Source organism: Acidiphilium acidophilum, assembly GCF_033842475.1.
Classification (GTDB): Bacteria; Pseudomonadota; Alphaproteobacteria; order Acetobacterales; family Acetobacteraceae; genus Acidiphilium; species Acidiphilium acidophilum.
Genome location: NZ_JAWXYB010000018.1, coordinates 108,434 through 126,294, shown reverse-complemented (window position 1 = coordinate 126,294; position 17,861 = coordinate 108,434). Strand labels below are relative to the sequence as shown.

General features: G+C 60.3%; 15 protein-coding genes and 2 pseudogenes. 6 read left to right on the top strand and 11 right to left on the bottom strand.

The window, feature by feature from the left end; translation table 11 throughout:
* Positions 1-418 precede the first annotated feature (418 nt).
* Genes SIL87_RS03250 through SIL87_RS03240 form a run of 3 tightly spaced genes read right to left on the bottom strand, consistent with a single transcriptional unit; the run spans position 419 to position 6,279 of the window.
* A complete protein-coding gene (locus tag SIL87_RS03250; protein ID WP_319612783.1) occupies positions 419-4,021 on the bottom strand; it encodes a hydantoinase B/oxoprolinase family protein in 3,603 nt (1,200 codons plus the stop codon).
* 39 nt (positions 4,022-4,060) lie between these two features.
* The gene (locus tag SIL87_RS03245; RefSeq protein WP_319612782.1) at positions 4,061-5,407 is read right to left on the bottom strand and encodes a purine-cytosine permease family protein; all 1,347 of its coding nucleotides are present in this window, start codon (positions 5,405-5,407) and stop codon (positions 4,061-4,063) included.
* Positions 5,408-5,436: 29 nt separating this feature from the next.
* Positions 5,437-6,279 carry a putative hydro-lyase gene (locus SIL87_RS03240; protein ID WP_319612781.1) on the bottom strand — a complete coding sequence of 281 codons (843 nt, stop codon included), beginning with the start codon at positions 6,277-6,279 and terminating at the stop codon, positions 5,437-5,439.
* On the opposite strand from SIL87_RS03240, the gene SIL87_RS03235 reads away from it, so the two are divergent.
* The gene (locus SIL87_RS03235) at positions 6,278-7,450 is read left to right on the top strand and encodes an IS4 family transposase (protein ID WP_319612376.1); all 1,173 of its coding nucleotides are present in this window, start codon (positions 6,278-6,280) and stop codon (positions 7,448-7,450) included. The two genes, SIL87_RS03240 and SIL87_RS03235, sit on opposite strands and share 2 nt — an antisense overlap.
* A 187-nt stretch (positions 7,451-7,637) precedes the next feature.
* Entirely contained in the window at positions 7,638-8,537 is a 900-nt protein-coding gene (locus SIL87_RS03230; RefSeq protein WP_319612780.1) for a LysR family transcriptional regulator, read from the top strand.
* A gap of 59 nt (positions 8,538-8,596) precedes the next feature.
* Here SIL87_RS03230 and SIL87_RS03225 read toward each other — a convergent pair whose 3' ends face one another.
* Both SIL87_RS03225 and SIL87_RS20235 read right to left on the bottom strand, forming a co-directional pair.
* A complete protein-coding gene (locus SIL87_RS03225; RefSeq protein ID WP_456304823.1) occupies positions 8,597-9,928 on the bottom strand; it encodes an ISL3 family transposase in 1,332 nt (443 codons plus the stop codon).
* A gap of 15 nt (positions 9,929-9,943) precedes the next feature.
* The gene (locus SIL87_RS20235; RefSeq protein WP_456304822.1) at positions 9,944-10,264 is read right to left on the bottom strand and encodes a transposase family protein; all 321 of its coding nucleotides are present in this window, start codon (positions 10,262-10,264) and stop codon (positions 9,944-9,946) included.
* A 95-nt stretch (positions 10,265-10,359) separates the two neighbouring features.
* Here SIL87_RS20235 and SIL87_RS03220 point away from each other — a divergent pair.
* The 3 genes and pseudogenes from SIL87_RS03220 to SIL87_RS03210 form a co-directional block, all read left to right on the top strand.
* A pseudogene (locus SIL87_RS03220) lies at positions 10,360-10,527 on the top strand (transposase); the annotation flags it as partial.
* Between the two features lie 263 nt (positions 10,528-10,790).
* Positions 10,791-11,540, top strand: coding sequence for a sulfite exporter TauE/SafE family protein (locus SIL87_RS03215; protein ID WP_319612779.1), 750 nt, complete (start codon positions 10,791-10,793; stop codon positions 11,538-11,540).
* Between the two features lie 228 nt (positions 11,541-11,768).
* Positions 11,769-12,020, top strand: a pseudogene (locus SIL87_RS03210) (IS1634 family transposase); the annotation flags it as partial.
* Positions 12,021-12,134: 114 nt separating this feature from the next.
* Here the strand turns inward: SIL87_RS03210 and SIL87_RS03205 are convergent.
* The 5 genes from SIL87_RS03205 to SIL87_RS03185 all read right to left on the bottom strand — a co-directional run bounded on the left by SIL87_RS03205 (position 12,135) and on the right by SIL87_RS03185 (position 15,465).
* The gene (locus SIL87_RS03205; RefSeq protein ID WP_211477340.1) at positions 12,135-12,509 is read right to left on the bottom strand and encodes a type II toxin-antitoxin system death-on-curing family toxin; all 375 of its coding nucleotides are present in this window, start codon (positions 12,507-12,509) and stop codon (positions 12,135-12,137) included.
* The gene (locus SIL87_RS03200; RefSeq protein ID WP_319612777.1) at positions 12,506-12,736 is read right to left on the bottom strand and encodes a hypothetical protein; all 231 of its coding nucleotides are present in this window, start codon (positions 12,734-12,736) and stop codon (positions 12,506-12,508) included. The genes SIL87_RS03205 and SIL87_RS03200 overlap by 4 nt, the downstream gene beginning before the upstream one ends.
* Before the next feature lie 142 nt (positions 12,737-12,878).
* Complete coding sequence (locus tag SIL87_RS03195) at positions 12,879-13,724, bottom strand: segregation and condensation protein A (protein WP_319612776.1); 846 nt, start codon at positions 13,722-13,724, stop codon at positions 12,879-12,881.
* On the bottom strand, positions 13,721-14,431 hold the full coding sequence (locus SIL87_RS03190) for a hypothetical protein (protein WP_319612775.1): 711 nt from the start codon (positions 14,429-14,431) through the stop codon (positions 13,721-13,723). The genes SIL87_RS03195 and SIL87_RS03190 overlap by 4 nt, the downstream gene beginning before the upstream one ends.
* A complete protein-coding gene (locus SIL87_RS03185; protein WP_319612774.1) occupies positions 14,431-15,465 on the bottom strand; it encodes a tyrosine-type recombinase/integrase in 1,035 nt (344 codons plus the stop codon). Before SIL87_RS03185 ends, SIL87_RS03190 begins: the two co-directional genes overlap by 1 nt.
* Positions 15,466-15,616: 151 nt before the next feature.
* On the opposite strand from SIL87_RS03185, the gene SIL87_RS03180 reads away from it, so the two are divergent.
* Complete coding sequence (locus SIL87_RS03180; RefSeq protein WP_319612773.1) at positions 15,617-15,853, top strand: helix-turn-helix domain-containing protein; 237 nt, start codon at positions 15,617-15,619, stop codon at positions 15,851-15,853.
* 903 nt (positions 15,854-16,756) lie between these two features.
* Here the strand turns inward: SIL87_RS03180 and SIL87_RS03175 are convergent.
* Positions 16,757-17,755 carry a ParB/RepB/Spo0J family partition protein gene (locus SIL87_RS03175; protein ID WP_319612772.1) on the bottom strand — a complete coding sequence of 333 codons (999 nt, stop codon included), beginning with the start codon at positions 17,753-17,755 and terminating at the stop codon, positions 16,757-16,759.
* Positions 17,756-17,861 lie beyond the last annotated feature (106 nt).

Here is a 17,861-nt window from a genome sequence, read left to right as displayed (position 1 = left end):
CGGAATGAATCCAGCCTTATCGGAACAAATTCCGGTATTCAAAGAAAATGATGGTGAAAAAACTAAGGAAAATCAACGGCTCTCTGTTCGGTCTATAAGGAAAACTCACACCCGCGGTAGCACCGTGCTGCCACGGTCGGTTCGTCCGCTGCAAGTCGTGGGTCCTCGCCATGCTTGCCTGCCCAGCGGCAGGCGGCGCGTGGCTCCGGTCCCGCGCGAGGGGCGCAGGCGCCCCGCGCGGCCTTTCACCGGCCGGAACCGCCGCGGCCGCTGACCGGACATCTTCGGAGAGAAGATGAAAGGAAAATCCCATGAAACTGATCAAATCGGCCCTTCAGGGCGCGATCGAGTTCCGCGTCCCTGTCGCGCCTGGGCGTTTCGCAAAACCTTGCAATGCGTCGATGCCGGATTTTGTTGTTCAGCTGCGACGGCCGTAGCCTCCGCCGCCCGGAGTTGCGATGCCGAATATGTCCCCCGGAGCGATGGAAGTCTCCGCTCTGCCGGGGAGGATTTCACGGGTTCCATCGGCACGTTCGATCCATTGCCGGCCGACCGCACCGTCATCTCCGCCATCGAGACCGAACGGGGCCACCTCGCGGCGGGAGGCAACGATCATCGCCGTCATCGGGGCATGAAAGCGCAGACGGCGGATTGCGCCGTCGCCGCCGCTCCAGGCTCCCGCACCACCTGAGCCGCGCCGGATCGAGAACTCCTCGACAGTGACCGGATAATTCAGTTCCAGAACCTCAGGGTCGGTCATCCGTGTATTGGTCATATGGGTTTGGACGGCAGAGGCGCCCGCGAAACCTGGGCCCGCACCAGCTCCTCCGCAGATGGTTTCGTAATATTGTCGCGTCGCATCTCCGAACAGGAAATTGTTCATCGTCGCCTGGCTGCACGCAACCGCGCCGAGTGCGCCGAACAGAGCGTTGCACACGGCTTGGCTGACCTCGGTATTCCCGGCGACAACGGCGGCGCCGGCGGCGGGGGCGAGGAACGATCCTTCCGGGATGATGAGCTCGATCGGATCCAGACAGCCTTCGTTGAGCGGGATGTCTTCGCCGACCAGGCAGCGAAAGACATACAGCACAGCGGCCTGTGTGATCGCGCGCGGGGCGTTGAAATTACCACTGTGCTGTGCGCTGGTGCCCGTGAAGTCCACCGTCGCGCGACGTGCCGCCCGATCGATAGCGACGCGCACCGCGATGACGCTCGTATCATCCATGCGATAGGTAAAGCGCCCCTCGCCGATCCGGTCGATCACCCGGCGAACATGCTCGGCGGCATTGTCCATCACATGGCGCAGATAAGCCGAAGTCAGCTTCCAGCCGTGCCGGGCGACGATGGCATCCAAACCCGCTGCCGCCGCGTGATTGGACGCTATCTGGGCCTTGATGTCGGCAATGTTCTGCTCTGGATTGCGTGCCGGGAAACGAGCGGAAAGCAGGAGATCGCGCAATTCGACCTCGCGGAACCTGCCCTTATCGACGAGCAGAAAATCGTCGATAAGCACGCCTTCCTCGACAAGGGTTGTCGCATTTGGCGGGGTCGATCCCGGCGTGATGCCGCCGATATCCGCATGATGCCCGCGCGCACCGGTAAAGAAGCGGATTTCGGTACTTTCGGGGTCGAAGACCGCGGTGATGACCGTGATATCGGGCAGATGGGTACCGCCCGCGCTCGGATTGTTCAGGGCGATCACGTCGCCGGGACGGAGAGTGCCCCCGCGAGTCTTGATGATATGGCGTACACTTTCGCTCATCGATCCAAGATGGACCGGCACGTGCGGCGCATTTGCAACCAGGCGTCCTGCAGCATCAAACACGGCGCAGGAGAAGTCGAGCCTTTCGCGAATATTCACGCTCTGTGCCGTGTTCTGCAAAACCGCGCCCGCCTGTTCGGCGACACTCATGAACAGGTTGTTGAAGAGTTCGAGAAGAACCGGGTCAGGTGGCGCATCCGGATCCGGCACCCTGCCGCGCGCCTCGCCCTGGCGGCGCAGGATCAGATTGTCGGGCGCGGCGATCTGAGCGATCCAGCCCGGCTCGACGATCGTGGTTGCATTGGCATCGCAGATGATTGCCGGACCGGAAATTTCATCACCGGGACGCAGGTCGAGCCGGTCGAATATGCTGGCATGACGCGCCTCGCCCCGGCTCCAGATCGACCCTGTATCGACCGGGGTCAGAGCCGTTTCCCGTCTCGGTGGGGTCTGTTCATGAACGCTCTCGCCCGGCGCGATCGCCTCAACCGATACGGCATCGACGATGACCGGTCGCCCCGGAATCGCAAAACCGAATCGGGTCTCATGGGCTTCGGTGAAAGCAGCCACGCGGTCGGTCACATCGGCAGGGATCAGCAGAATGGCCTCGGTTGCGTCGTAGCGCAGGTGAAGCTGTGCCGTAACACGAATTGTCGCGGCATCACCGCCCTGAGCGACCACCGCCGCGCAGGCTTCATCGGAGAGAGCGGCGATCGCGGTGTCGATTTCGGCTGCCGAAGCAGCGAGTGGCCGTTCGACGGCACACTGGCGCACGGTGCCGAGTTCGGCGAGGCCCATGCCGAACGCGGAGAGAACGCCTGCAAACTTATGGATGAAGACCGTATCCATTCCAAGCGCTTCGGCAACCAGACAGGCGTGCTGCCCGGCGGCGCCGCCAAAACAGGTGAGAACGAAACGCTGCGGATCCTGGCCTTTCTGGATTGAGATTTGCTTTATCGCCTTCACCATGTTTGCGATCGCGATTTCGAGAAAGCCTTCCGCGATCTCCTGGGGGAGGCGGGAAATGCCTGTCGAGCGCGCAACCTCGCGAGCAACCGCGGCGAACCGCTCCTGAACGATGTCGGCATCGAGCATTTGATCGCCGTTCGGGCCGAATATCGCCGGGAAATGGCCGGGCTGAATTTTGCCGAGGCAGAGATTGGCATCCGTAACCGTAAGAGGACCACCACGCCGATAACACGCCGGTCCCGGGTTGGCGCCCGCGGATTCCGGACCAACCCGGAATCGCGCACCGTCGAAGTGCAGGATCGACCCGCCTCCGGCCGCGACCGTGTTGATCGCCATCATCGGCACACGCACCCTGATGCCGGCGATTTCGGTATCGAAGCTCCGTTCGAACGTGCCATTGTACAAGGCGACATCGGTGGAGGTGCCGCCCATGTCAAAGCCGATGATGCTGCCGAAGCCGGCGGCCTCGGCTGAACGCACGGCGCCGACGATGCCGCCGGCAGGGCCGGAAAGGATCGCATCCTTGCCCTTGAAGCTCGACGCTTCCGCAAGCCCACCGTGTGACTGCATAAAATAGAGGCTGGTTCCATCGAGCGATTGCGCCACTTTATCAACATAGCGGCGCAGGATCGGCGAGAGATAGGCATCGACCACTGTGGTGCCGCCACGTGGCACCAGGCGCAGCAGCGGACTGACGTCATGGCTCGCCGAAATCTGGGTAAATCCAGCTTCGCGCGCGATGTCGGAAAGTCGCCTTTCATGAACTGAATTTTTCCAGCCGTGCATCAAAGCGATCGCAACAGCTTCGATGCCGTCCGCTTTTGCGGCGTCCAGCGCCGACCGCGCTGCCTTTTCGTCGAGAGGCGTGGTTTCGGTGCCGTCGACACCGATCCGGCCATCGACTTCGATGACCGTCTCGTAGAGCATCGAAGGCAGTTTGATCGCGAGATCGAACAGGCGGGGCCGCGCCTGGGTACCAATCCGCAATACGTCGCCGAGGCCACGGTTTGTGACGAAGGCTGTGCGGGTGCCCTTACGTTCGAGCAGCGCGTTTGTCGCGACGGTCGTACCCATCCGGACCGAATGGATACGTTCGGACGGGACCGGGTCGCCGTGCGCGACCCCGAGCACATCCTTGATTCCGGCTATTGCCGCGTCGTCGTAGCGTTCGGGATTTTCACTCAGCAGTTTGCGTGTGACGAACCGTCCATCCGACGCCACGCCGATCAGATCGGTAAATGTGCCGCCCCGATCGATCCAGAAGCGCCAGTCCGTAGCAATGTGAGTCACTGAACAATCTCCAGGGCATTTGGTCACAAAATCGGTGGATTACGAAGCCGCGCCGATTGTTTGCACGTTTGAAATCCGGCAGGCAGGTACCCAGCGGTAAAGGATCGCCGGCAGGCCGAGTGCCAGCATGATGTTGATGAAAGGCGCGAGCACAGACAGATCCGATCCAAGAACATGTAATTCGAGCGGGATCGACACAACGAGACTGATCACCAGAGTGATCATCCCAATAGGCTCGAAGCCGCGTAACCGAGCGGGATCGATTTCCGGGGTTTGCGCGCCCGGCCTGCCAGTCAGCCAGTAATATGAAATCACACTGGCTCCCCAGGCCATGATGAACAGTCCTTCGATGGTCAGCACCTCAAGCAGATGGGTGAAGATGCCGAGCGCGATCAGCAATACTCCAGCGACCGCGACGACCATTGCCGCCGCCGATCGTATCCACGCCCGGTCCTTCACGCCGACCATGCCCAGCGTGTTGGAATATGCAAGCGATCCGCTATACATGTTGACGATATTGATCCTGATCTGGGTGATCAGCACGACAAACAGGCCGAATCCGCCCAGTGTGGTAACAAAATATTTGCCGGGATTGGTCTGGCCGAGCGATGTGCCGACATAGGATCCGAGCAGGGTCACGAGACAGAAGGTCACGAACATGACGCCGAAGCCGAGTGCGAGGCTCCCGATCCGGATATGGCCGGGTTTCAGCATGCGACCGTAATCCGCCCCCTGGGTGGACATGGTGATGAGGGCAAAGACGGTTGCGACCGCTCCACCGAGTGCCGCCATACCGAAGTGCGGGCCGGCTCCAACCCAACCGGCGAACGACAAGGTGCCGAGTTTCGGGTGGAATGCAAACAGGAGGATGACGCCGAGGATGTAGATCGGCAGCGTGAGCCACATAAAACGCGCCATCAGTTTCATACCATAGACCGCGAGCAGGATCATGACGACCGTAAAAGCGACGTAGATAGCCCAGGGTGGTGTCCCGGGCAGGAAGAGACGGATGGCAGCGATCATGATCGCACCCTCGAACGCATAAAACATCACGTAATTGAACGCATAGATGAAGGTCGCGATCGCGCTGCCGTAGCGGCCATAGATCTCGCGTGACAGCAGGTTGCTACTGAGGCCGTAACGCGAGCCGAGCAGGGCAAAAAGGAATCCAGCACCGCCGATGGTGATCGTCCCGATGATCATGGACAGGATTGTCGTCAGGCCACCGAATTTTTGGGTCAGTTCACCGCCCCAGGCCATGAAGAACATGGCTGTGGCGACGCCGATCAGCACATTGCCGATGCTGAGCCAGTGCCAGCGCCGATGCTCCATCGGGACGACATCGGTGGCAAAATCATGCATATCCGCCGATTTGAACGAAGCCATATGGTTTTTCTCCTCTGTGCGGGCTCCGTTTACCCGGAGCGGTGATGAACGCTTTCCGGCATCCCGATCATCATCGGATCGCCTGCGGCGCGGTCTGTGACCAGCATCGATCCGGGATAATGCGTAATCGCGAACTCCGGTCGCGCCGCCACGATGGCTGCCTGGGGCGTCACGCCACAAGCCCAGAACACGGGGACTTCGCCAGGATCGAGGCGGATCGGATCGCCATAATCCGGCTTTTGGAGATCGCCGATGCCGATTGCGGCTGGATCACCGACATGGACGGGCGCGCCATGAGCATTGGGAATAGCGGCCGTCACCTCAATGGCAAGACTGATATCCTTTTCGCGGACAGGCCGCATTGAGACCACCATCGGTCCGGCGAATGGAGTAGCCGGTTCGCACGCGATGGCGGTACGATACATCGCGACATTGCGCCCTTCCGCAATATGGCGGAGCGGGATGCCGGCGGCGATAAGTGCTGACTCGAATGAAAACGAGCAACCAAGCGCAAAGCCGACCATATCATCCCGCCAATAGCGCTTAATATCGAAGGGTTCGTCGGTCAGCTCGCCTCGGACCCATACCCGATACCGCGGCAAGTCGGTTCTGAGATCGATACGACGCCCAAGTGCCGGCAGGGATGGATCTCCAGCCGTCGTCACACCAAGGAGCGGGCATGGACGAGGATTGAGCCGGCAAAATTCGTGGAAATCGCCAGCAAGCTCCTTTGGCAGCAGAACAAGATTTGCCTGCAACAGACCTGGTGCCAGGCCCTCAGGAATCCCCCCATTTTCCATAGGTCCAGGTATTGCGCCGATTCGCTGCGATTCTCTACCAAGCGTTGGAATGCATGGATGAGGGTGGATCATGGGAATTGCAGCATCGAAAAAGCGTGATGGTGGGCGGTTGAAGGACATCCGCGCATTCATTGACGAGTTGTATGCCCACGATCTCCACGCCAAACGCGTTGACTCCCTGTCTGCTGCGACACTGGGCGTGATGACCGGCGCGTCGCTCGCCGTCGCGATGATCGGTCAGGCGTTGGCACAGGCGCGCGGGCTGGTGACCAAGCACGCGATCAAGCAGGTTGATCGCATGCTCAGTAACGAGAGTATCGACGTCTGGGAAAGCTTCGCCCGTTGGGTACCGCATCTGGTGGGTTCGCAGACCGACATCGTCGTTGCCATGGACTGGACGGATTTCGACGGCGACGATCAGGCAACGTTGGCGCTCAACCTGGTGAGCAAGCATGGCCGGGCGATGCCTCTGTTGTGGCTGTCGATGTGGAAAGAGGAATTGAAAGATCAGCGCAACGCCATCGAGGATACTTGCCTGCGCCGCCTGTCGGAGGTTGTCCCGCCCGGCTGCCGCGTGACCATCCTGGCCGACCGCGGCTTCGGTGACCACAAGCTGTTCGCGTATCTTACGGAGCTTGGCTTTGCCTATATCATTCGCTTCCGCGGCAACATCCATGTCACCGATGCCGCAGGCGAGACGCGAACCGCGGCGGACTGGGTCGGCAAATCGGGCCGGGCGCGCAAACTGCGTGGTGCGCGCGTCACCGCCTCGCACGCCTATCAGGTCGGTGCCGTGGTGTGCGTACATGCGCGTGACATGAAGGAGCCGTGGTGCCTGGCGAGCAGTGACGCCGTGGCGTCTGCAGGGACATTGATCAAGCAATATTCCCGGCGCTGGACGATCGAACCCAGCTTCAGGGACGTCAAGGATTTGCGTTTTGGGATGGGGATGGCTGAGATCCGCATCGCCGAACCAGAGCGGCGCGATCGGCTGCTGCTCATCAGCGCGTTTGCGATGGCGCTGCTGACCATGCTCGGGACGGCAGGCGAGAGCCTGGGAATGGATCGACAGCTCAAGTCCAACACTTCGAAGACCCGCTCACACTCGTTGTTCCGTCAGGGGTGCATGCTCTATGAATTGATCCCGAACATGCCGAAGCACCGGCTACTGCCCCTGATGCGGCGGTTCACGGAAATGCTGCGCAGCAGCGGCATATTCGGCAATTCCATGCCGGCTACGTAATGAGGGGATGAGTGAGTGCCAGGCCGGCGGTCGGCCCGGTCAATTCGCCACGACGGCAGCGCATACGCACGGCTTCGCCCGATATTTCCTGCATCATCGACGGTCTCCGCATTCGGTTGCTCAGCATCCGTTGCTTCAATGATTTTTTCCAATTGTCATTTTTGATCATTTTAAATAAAATAAACTTATGGCTCGCGCTCGAAGTTCAATCGACTGCAAGGCACTGGAAACGATTCTTCTGGTTGCCCGCCTTGGCAGTTTCAGCGAGGCGGCACGAACCCTGAACACGACCCAACCCGCGATCTCCCTGCGTATCGCCGAAGCCGAGACAGCTCTTGGTGTTCTCTTCTTCGATCGCTCCGGCCGGCGCGCGGTCCTGACGCCGGAAGGGCGGCTGGCCTGCGATTATGCCGAGCGGATCCTGACGCTCCGCGGAGAACTGGTTGACAGGATCGGAGACCCCGCCGCGCGAAGGGGAACCCTTCGTCTCGGAGTGTCCGAGACCATCGTCCACACCTGGCTTCCGAGATTTCTGGAAAAATTCAACGCAACCTATCCCGGGCTTACGCTCGAACTGGATGTCGACATTTCGACTGAATTGCGGAGTTTCCTGTTACAAGGGCGTATTGATCTTGCTTTCATGGTCGGTCCGGTCGGCGTACCTGCCCTGCAGGAGCGCCCCCTGTCCCGTTTTCCGGTCGGCTTCATCGCGAGCCCCACGCTAGACCTGCCCAGACACAGGGTCGGGATCGAGGAGCTCAAACGATATCCGATTCTGACCTTTGCCCGGGGCACGCTACCCTATGCGGAGGTAGCCGATCTGCTTGAGCGCTCGAACGGCGGTCGGCCACGAATGTTCGCGAGTGCGTCGATGGCGACACTCATTCGCATGGCGCTCGATGGGATCGGGATCGCCGCAATACCGCCAGCCATCGTTCGGGATGATATCGCCAATGGCCGACTTGTCCGGCTACGGAGCGGCCATCGGCTTCGGGATCTTGGTTTCGTTGCGGCATGGGCTGAAACATCCGAGAAATTCCTGATCTCCGGCATCGCGGATCTGGCGGCAGAAAGCGCCCTACAATAGCCTCGAGGGTCGGTCGCGCCGCCACATCCAGGTGTGGGTTTTCCTTAAATGGCTCTGCCTCAATTCGTGTGATTCGGGTCGACTCTGAAGGGCATCATTCGCGCGCGGAGCAAATCGACGCCCGCACGGCCGTACATCGCCCGTTTCAGCGTCTTCAGTCGGTTGATTTGACCTTCAGTCTGACCGTTGCTCCAGGTTTCGGTTATTGCGTTGCAAACCGCCGCCAAATCTTGGCGCAGCGCATGGACGAAGCGGCGAATACCATAAAGTGTTGAGAGATCGGCGTCATGCAGCCAGACGGTGAGCTTTTCGACATCGCCGCCGCGCAGAATGCCCCGGAAGCGCATTGCCAATGCTCGCATCGTGGCGAATGCGGGAGATATTGTCTTGAACGCATCCACTTTTGCCGCCTGGGCGTCCGTCAGCAAGCCGCGCGGCTTGACACACAATGCAGCGGCCACGATCGGCGAGACCAGATGTCCGGTCAATGGATCGATCAAATTGGGCGTGGCAGCCGTGGCGGCATCGACAGTGACAGGGCGCCCGGCACGGTGCCAACCCGCCAGAAGCCGACCCAGATGAGATAGGCTGCCGGTGTAGCCAAGGTCTCTGATCTCCAGCAGCAAGACCCGCCCGGACGAGCAACCCTCGGCCCAACGTCGAGCAAGATGGTCGTGAAAACCGCTTGGTGTGTTCGGCTTCGGCGCCATCACGTTGCGCTCTGGCAGCGCATCGAGTTGCACCCATTTCGTAACGGTGCGCCGACTGAACTTCGTCTGGCGGACAATCGCGGTGATGCGGTGACCGGAAAGTTGCAAAGCTTTGACCTGGTTGAACTTGTCCGTATTGACGGCCCTGCGGCCTATTGAACCCAGTTGCCGATGTTCTACCAACGCTGGCTGCCGCCCGTGACCAATCCATTCAGCGCGGATCACGGGCTCGGCCTCGGTAAGCGACGGCGAGGGTTGCCTGTTGGGCCGAGGCGCGCGGCTCAATTGCTGCTCGATCGTCTTCTGGAAGTTCTGCAGCAAGTGGAAGCGATCGGCCACCTGCTTCGCCTGCGGCGCGCCCTGGCGCGCGCCTTCCGCGTAGAGACCAGCGCGATCTCGGCTGACGATCTCAATACCGGGATGCTGCGCCAGCCAATGGCCGGTGGCCTCGGCCAAACGGTCAGGCAGCACGTCAACCACCTCGCGCCGTTCAAGGTCGACCATGATCGTCCCGTAGCGGAACCCCCTCTGCCAAGCCCAGTCATCTACCCCAACCACCCGCACCGTTGCTGCCTCGGCAGGCGCGCCAGCATGGCGCTTGAGATGACGCAAAATCGTGTCATCACTCTGTGGCAGCCCCAGGCTAGCCATCAGGCGCTCTGCCGGACGACCCGGCGGCATGGCCGAAGAGCCTGGTCAATCGGCCACCCGGCAGGTCCTTCGAGCAAACGGTGGGGCGATTTTGGGAAGCCGATCGCTGAACGTCTTGCGCGCGCACCCTTGGTTCTGACATCGGCATCGTGAAAGGCAGACGCGCAGCGTGACTGGCGTCCCCTGAGCCGGCAGGTCCTGCAGAAGGCGAACCTGCCAACCGTGACGCCGGCTAGATCGCATATCACATCCGGGACAACGAGCGCTCCCCCGTCCCACGGCCGAGACCGTCCAGCGCCCGTCGCGGCACTCCGACCCCAAGAGCTCGAGGCCAGATCCAAGCGCCCATTTTGCATTTTTGATCATGCCACATCAGCCCAGTCTCCGTTCCAGCCGTCAAGCAGCACTACGATCACACGAATTGAGGAAGAGCCCTTTAAGGGAAACTGACAGCCGACAACCAGATCGGCTTCGCCGTCATCGCCCGGCGGTGGGTCGTCGAGCGGTTCTTCGCCTGGATCAACCGAAACCGGCGGCTAGCAAAAGACTTCGAAGCCACGATCGAGAGCGTCGAAGCCTTCCTCTACGCCGCATCCAGCGTCATCCTGATACGAAGACTGGCCCGTTGATGAACCGATTCGAAATGGAATCTGACAGTGCCCGTGAATCTCCCCAAGTTGTTGCAAACCAAGGGAATCAAATACCGCGAGGCCGGTCAACCGAACTCTAGGTCAGGCTTTCCGACCGGATGGCTACATTGATCTCCGATGGACACTCAGATATATCAGATGTCATATATTACTGTCAGCGAAGGTAGCGAAATGATTGCGTGGCTATGTTGGATTAATGTTCTAAAATTAGAAAAACAATAAACTGCGGAGCCTGTCAATTAATGTTTTTTGATCCGACGCCATTTTTGATTATCACAGGAAGCGTCATCGCGAGCGCCTCCGGTTTCGTAAAGGGTTTTTCTGGTTTCGGCTTCGCGATGGTATTTACTCCTCTCTGTTCTATTGTATTTGATAGACCGCGAGAGGTAGTATTTGTTGCTCTTGTTCTTGGCGCAATAATGAGTATTGGCGTGATTACTGAAGTGCGTCACGAAATAACTAAAGAAACAGCGATACCGGTTGCCATTGGCACGGCTGCCGGCACACCAATTGGGATTATGTTGCTCGGTTTGATCGATGTCCCAGCCTTAAAACTTATTATTGCCAGTATCGCTATCGTTGTCACATTGCTGCGATTAGCGAACCTTAAACTTAAAATTGTTCCCGGTGCAAAACCGCTAGCGATCGGTACATTCCTTGGTGGTATTTTGAATGGATGCACGAGCATCGGAGGACCGATACCAGCGTTAATTGTAGCATGGCAGAACCGAGGGATTGGCGAAAGCCGATCAATCCTCGTGGCATTTAATCTGCTTAGCTATCTACTGGCGATTGCAGTGGCTCTCGGCACCGGTGTTGCGCAATTGCCTTGGCTGCTTTCTGGTATTTGGCTGTTCCCACCTGCAGCTATTGGCACATTTGTAGGGACTCATGCTGTCCGGCATATATCGAAAGAGACTTTTGGAAATTTTATCACCGCAGTTGTGGGGTTGGCCGGAGTTGCGGGAATTCTTTCAGTTCTCAAAATCTGAACTCGATCAGCACTTGCCACTCATACTGCGGCAAGTATCGCATGCGTTTTTGGGGAACGCCAGGTCCGTCGAGCTTGGTCTCACGACGCGCTCCTCCATAAGCCGAGGTTTTCACTTCAGAATGACATGAAAGCCTTGGAAATCGTAACTTAGGGTCAATTTTTTATCGGACGATTGTGTTCATAGACGGGACTTGCGGCGGGACTCGATCTGTGATTTCCTGCCGTCATGTTCATTGATGTGGTTCCGAATGGCCGATCGGCGCCCGCCGTGCTGTTACGGGAGAGTTTCCGCGAGGGGCGCAAGGTGCATAAACGCACTATCGCCAATCTGAGCCAGATGCCGCCGGCGCTGATCGATGGGCTGCGGGCCCTGCTTGCGGGTGGCGCGGTGGTCGGTGGTGCCTATCATTCGCTCGAGATCCGACGCTCACTGCCGCACGGTCATGTGGCGGCGGCACTCGGTATGATGCGCAAGCTCGAGTGTGAGTTTTCCTTAAACTGACACGAGGGCTGACCATAATGGTCCCGTAGTTCTGGCCCTTGGTCCAAGCCCAATCGTCAATGTTAAGCACGCGCGGCGACCTCTACGGCGCTACTTGGGAGTGACGTTGTTCCGCAGCCATTCCGTCAGGCGCTCGAAATTGAACGTGCCGGACTCATGCAGGACGATGATGAAGGCGTGGGTTTCCATGGCGTCGGCCGTGATGCGGCCCCCATTGATGGCAAGGAAGGTGTAGGTAACGGCGAAGGCCGCGCGCTTGTTGCCGTCGATGAACGGGTGATTTTGCGCGAGGCTTTCCCATAGCGCCGCCGCCTCTTCGATGAGGTCCGCGTAATAGCCCGTCTGGGGGCGATAAAGCGCCGCTTCCAGTAGGCCGCGATCGCGCACGCCGGCCGACCCGCCGTAGCGCGCAATTTGGTCGTCATGAATGGCAAGCACCTCGATAACGGTGAGGTAGTCCGTCATTCAGCGAGCTTTTTGTAAAGCGTTCCGAATTTCTCGTGGCTAGCCTGATAAGCGGCCATGACATTGGCACGCGGCTTGCTCTGCTTCCGCTTCTCGATCAAATCGGCCAGCGCCTCATCGACAACTGCCTGGAGCTGCCGCCCCTCGCTCCGTGCGATGGTACGGATGCTGGTTAGAATTTCTGAATTCACTTGGGTCGCAAATTTCTCGCGGGCTTGGCTTGCCATTGCATACCTCCATTCTCAAGCCACTACTTTATCATGATATATCATGAAACATCAAGAGATCTGGAAATGGGCGTTCTCAAAAAACGACCCCGACTTAACCGCCCCGGGTTTGCCGGGGGCCCCAACTCTTGAGGGGATGGGGCTACGGAGCGGCGGAAGGTATCGAAGATATATTTGGCTGAAGTTGGTCGCTGGAACTGACGCTGACGATGATGGGATCGAAGGTTTCCGCCTGCGCGAGCGCGACATCGCCTTGCCTGGCAAGCTCCAGGCTGGCCACGAACGTACTCGACCACGCCGAGCGCTGACGTAACCGCGTTTCCGTTTTGGGTTGAGCCGTCTGCTGATCGGGTCCCGGCAACAGCTGATCGAGGCGTAGCGCCGCTTCGCTATCGGCCAGCCGCCGCAGGATCCTGTCCCGGGCTTCCGGAATCCCATAAAGGTCCAGCGCCGGCAGACGATAGATCGGCCTGGTATCGACAGCGTCGGCGGGGTCATCGAACCGCTCCAGACACGCCCAGAGAAAGGCGATCATATCGACCTCGACGGAACCGCAAATCACGCCGCCGATCGCCTCTGATCGGCCGCGGGCAAAAACATCACGTCCCAGCTGCGGCCGCTGCTCCAGCCACGCGCCCAATGCCTGGATCTCCTGCAATGCGACCAGGCGGTCACGCAGATCGGACGCACGTCGTTCGGCCGCCTGTTGCGCCGGCTCATCCCGCGGCAACAGCAGAATCCAGGATGCCATCACCACCCAGTCCGCCTGATGGCCCAGCGGGATCGTCGCCCGCGCCCGGTCCAACCGGTCCGCCAATTGGTCGATCAGGTCAGGTAAACGCAGCGTCGACAGATCGATCTGATGCGCCCGCGCCTGGGCCAGCAGCAGGGCCAGCGATCCGTCGAACCCCTCCAGCGTCAGATGCGGCGAGCCCCCCTCCCCTGCCCCGTCCCCCGCGCCGGATGATCCCTCCATCGCGGCGATCAACCCGTCGAGATCGGCAGCAGCTGGAATCTGAGGCCCGGCCAGGCCGCGGCAATGGCGATGAGCGCCGGTCGCGGAGAGGTCTCCGCCGTGAAGAACCCATAGCCCAAAACGCCATGACCGGTTTTCTGCCGCCGCCCCGGTCCCACGTCGGGGCGCACCCTCACCTGCCGCGGCAGATCGCTGATCCCCCAGTGCCGCGACAACCAGGCGAGCGCCGTGGGATGATCGTGCCCGAGCGTCAGGATCGCCGGCGGGATCGGGACCAGGACCTGCAGATCGAACGGGCACGCAAGGCTGACCCCGAGCCGGTCTCGGGCCCTGCCCTCCCGGGCCTCGATCCGCTCGCGGAACTGACGGGCGAGAATACGGCAGCCCGCGACCGAGAGGCTCCGCGACCCGCCAGCATGGCTCACCGCGCGGATAAAAATATCCTCCTCGATCGCCGCGCCATTGATCTCCCATGGGATGATCCCGGGCCCCCGCGCGGCTGCGGCAAATGTCTCGAGATCGGTTAACGGACCTTTGATCGTCAGGTGGTGATACCGCCAGATGGAAGCGGGCGTCGCGGTCGACGGCGCATCCGATCGGGCAGCGCCAGACGGTCGCCGCCCCCGGGGTTTCGGCAAGGGCGGCAGAGGCTGCCGCGTCGGCGGGGCCGCCGGTGCGGACGGCTCAGGCTCGGTCTCCCAGGGAAACCGGACCGCCATCAGAGATCGAGCATGCCGGCCGGGCTGTCACTGACCAGACCGGCGCGCTGGACGTAGCCGCGCATCACGCTCTGGGTCCGGTGACGGGTGTGGCGCATGATGTCCTCGTCACGCACCCCCTTGGCATAGGCTTCGGTGATGAAGCCGACGCGCAGCGCGTGGGCGCTCAGGCGATCGAACCCCTCGATCACCAGGCCGGCCATCTCGACGCGATAGGCCAGGATCCGCCGCACCGCATCCGGATGCATTCCGACATCCCCGATGGTATCGCCGGTACTGATCCGGCGGAACAGGGGTCCTGATTTGCGGGTGGCGATCTCCATCCAGTCCTGGAACGCCCGGACCGGGCAGGTCTCGACATGACGGCCGCGCGGCACGCCGATCTCAGCCCCCTCCCCTGCCTGATCGGTCTTGCCCCGCCGAATCCGGAGCCGCAGCCCGCGCGCATCCTCGGCGATATCATCGACCTGCAGCGCCACCAGTTCCGAGCGGCGCAGTGCTGCGGCAAAGCCGATCAGCAGCAGCGCTCTATCGCGGCGGCCGCGCGCCGTGCGATCGCAGGTGGCGACCAGCTGGCGCAGCATCGGCAGGGTCAATGCCGCCGCCTTCTGCACCGCGCGACCGTGGTTGCGAAGCGCCCCGCGCAGCGGATGCTGGATATCGCCATGGCTCGGGTTCCACGGCAGATCATTGAACCGGTGCATCGTGCCGATCGCCGCGAGGCGCCGGCGGATCGTGGTCGGCGCATGGGACCCCGCGAGGCTGGCGAGATAGGCGCCGACCACCGCCGGGGTGACCGGAATCGGAATGAAGCCGGCGCGGTCGCACCAGGCGGCATAATGGGTCCAGTCCGCCTTGTAGGCGCGCAGGGTTGCGGGCGCGACCGCCTGGCGGGCGAAGGCCTGCGCCACTTCCAGGGCGGCCTGGCCCGCCGGGGTCAGGGGCAGCGCGACCGTCACGCCCTGGTCTGCCGCAGGATCGGTCAGGATCTCACCGGTGAGAGCCCGACCCGGATCGGGGGGGTGATCGACCATGACTCAACCGATAGGCCGACCGGGAGACGATAGCAACGGGAATAATTCCACCACGCGCGATAATCCATCTTATCGCGCGTAAGTCGCCCCTTTCACAAAGCGCGAGGCTTCAGCTTGCATTCGGAATAGAACCAGGTTCTATACCGAAGCGATGGAAGCGATTTCAGGGTCAGCGTTTACCGCCCTCTTGAGGCAGGCCGACGTCAGCCAGGCCGGCTTTGCCCGCCTCAGCGGTGTCAGCCCCCGCCAGGTCAACAAATGGTGCCGCGATCGGGCGGCTGTGCCACGCTGGGCCACGATGCTGGCCATCGCGCTGCAGGAGCTCTCGGTCGAGACCCTCACGATCCTGTACGATGAGCTCACGACTGCCCGCAGCAAAGCTTCCTGAGGGCCGACAAGTCGGACATTTGGCCTTGCCTCGTGGCAGCTATCCAGCACCCGAATAACCACCGCCAACTCATAGGCTGTCCGGTAATCCGACCGCCTTTCGTGCCATACAACAACCCGCGGAGACTGCCGTCTCAGCGGTCGAGACACCTCTAAACGGCCCCTCCTCGACGCTTGGGAACCAACGATGTCCATCCATTAAACCAATCTGAGGCTAACTCGCTGTTGGCGGGGGTGGGAATCCGCGCATAAACGGCGGGGGATAGTTATCATATCGAATTGACTTAATGAATTCGGGGCAGTTTGAGACGGTGTGGGTGAGCTGGCGGAGGAGGCAGTGGCGGTAGGTAGCTGTCCCTCTGCTCTGAGGCAGCCGCCGTGCTCGCAGCCGTCAAGGACGCTTCGCGCCGCGCAAGAGCACGGTGGCCTTCGGCCATCCTTGACCGACGCTGTGCGCGACAGCGTCGGAATTCGCAGGTTGGAACGACAGGATAGCCCTGCTGATCGAACTACAGGATTGGTGTTGTATATATTGCGCTGGAGCTTTCGGAGTGGGCGTCGCGGGCCTGTGTCGTTTTGATCAATCCTGGTAATCCGGCTCGGGCGACGCTGACGCCGGAGGCCTGTCAAGCGCACAAAAGGTGAAACGGAGCGGCCGCAACGATGACGGAGGTCATGTCCTGGGGGAGTGCTGCCGGTCGAGGGCTTTCGCGAAGCCCCGGCGATTGCCAATCCGCTTGAAAGCACGGTTTCCGATTGCTTGGCAGGACCATGATCCGTCGCGCCGACTGCCCGAGCGCGATTATAGCGATTTCTCGCCGCATGCATGGCAAGTCCTCGCGGGGTTGCCTTTGGTCACGGTCTCAAACGGGACGCTCTCAGGACGGGATACAGTAGCCCCATGTTACGGCAGGACATCTGAAAGAATGCGATCGATGGCCGCAAGAATCTCCTTCTTATCTGCTCCGGATGCACGGGACAGCGTCAGCGCGATGCTTCTTCCACTCGTCGAAACAGTGTACTTAATCATCGGTTTACCCTTAGAGGATCGGACTTCATCTGTTTGCGCTTTCCGGCGAACCGACCTCTGCTCTGCGGCCTTCAACAGCCGTTTCAAAGTATCCTGAGCGGAAAGCGTCTTATTCTCGCCTGAGCGCTCCCTAGCAATCTCATTTGCAGCATCAAATACGCGATCTCGCGTCGACGGATCAGATTTGATCAAGGGCGCGATCAAGCTGGCGTACTTGGCCGTGATTTGATGTGCGTCACTGAAAGCTATAACAACTTCCGACGGCAATTTGGCCACCTCGAGCATGCGACTCATCCAAGACTTTGAGACATTCAGGCGCTCCGCCATCGCGGTCTGAGAGCCGGAATAGAACATATCGAGAGCACGGATGTAGTCTCGAGCCCGCTCCATATCAGAAATATCTTTTCTCGCTCGATTCTCTAGATCGGCAACCCGAAACGCCTCCTCGTCAGTGAGATTTTGAGTAGTGATAAGATAATCATATTCGGGATGGTGGTTTGCCCGCAGCCATTTCACCGTCCACCAACGGCGTACTCCGGCAACTATCTCATACTCGTGGTTTGGATCATCTCGTAGACGACGGACTATCGCCGGGATTCGCTGTCTACCCGCTGACTTGAACGCCTCGATCAGGTCAGAACAAGATTCCGGCGACAGATGACTGATATCACGATTATGACTGGCCCAAGGCCGGCAGCGTTCAGGATCAACAAACTCCGTCCGATCGGTGACTATCTTACCCGTAGCGATTCGATGCAGCGAATCGGTGCGATTCTGCATAATCCCCATGGCTGGCGACTCCATACTTGCGGCTCCGTTTGGATCAACCACATCCGCTAGAAACTGCCCGAAACCTTTATTTCCCTTGCTCATGGAACCACTCCTAGCGATAGTTACGTTCTACAAAACGCCATTTGACCCGGAAAAGCGATCGAGATGGGATACCCATTTCGGGCCTTCAGCTCCATCAAACGAACAT

Excerpts from the sequence above, each read along its gene's own strand:
- SIL87_RS03200 (WP_319612777.1), bottom strand. The coding sequence starts at position 12,736 with ATGGCAAGCCAAGCCCGCGAGAAATTTGCGACCCAAGTGAATTCAGAA.
- SIL87_RS03175 (WP_319612772.1), bottom strand. The coding sequence starts at position 17,755 with ATGAGCAAGGGAAATAAAGGTTTCGGGCAGTTTCTAGCGGATGTGGTT.
- SIL87_RS03190 (WP_319612775.1), bottom strand. The coding sequence starts at position 14,431 with ATGGCGGTCCGGTTTCCCTGGGAGACCGAGCCTGAGCCGTCCGCACCG.
- SIL87_RS20235 (WP_456304822.1), bottom strand. The coding sequence starts at position 10,264 with ATGATCAAAAATGCAAAATGGGCGCTTGGATCTGGCCTCGAGCTCTTG.
- SIL87_RS03180 (WP_319612773.1), top strand. The coding sequence starts at position 15,617 with ATGGAAGCGATTTCAGGGTCAGCGTTTACCGCCCTCTTGAGGCAGGCC.
- SIL87_RS03225 (WP_456304823.1), bottom strand. The coding sequence starts at position 9,928 with ATGCCGCCGGGTCGTCCGGCAGAGCGCCTGATGGCTAGCCTGGGGCTG.
- SIL87_RS03215 (WP_319612779.1), top strand. The coding sequence starts at position 10,791 with ATGTTTTTTGATCCGACGCCATTTTTGATTATCACAGGAAGCGTCATC.
- SIL87_RS03235 (WP_319612376.1), top strand. The coding sequence starts at position 6,278 with ATGGGAATTGCAGCATCGAAAAAGCGTGATGGTGGGCGGTTGAAGGAC.
- SIL87_RS03230 (WP_319612780.1), top strand. The coding sequence starts at position 7,638 with ATGGCTCGCGCTCGAAGTTCAATCGACTGCAAGGCACTGGAAACGATT.
- SIL87_RS03245 (WP_319612782.1), bottom strand. The coding sequence starts at position 5,407 with ATGGCTTCGTTCAAATCGGCGGATATGCATGATTTTGCCACCGATGTC.
- SIL87_RS03205 (WP_211477340.1), bottom strand. The coding sequence starts at position 12,509 with ATGACGGACTACCTCACCGTTATCGAGGTGCTTGCCATTCATGACGAC.
- SIL87_RS03240 (WP_319612781.1), bottom strand. The coding sequence starts at position 6,279 with ATGATCCACCCTCATCCATGCATTCCAACGCTTGGTAGAGAATCGCAG.
- SIL87_RS03185 (WP_319612774.1), bottom strand. The coding sequence starts at position 15,465 with ATGGTCGATCACCCCCCCGATCCGGGTCGGGCTCTCACCGGTGAGATC.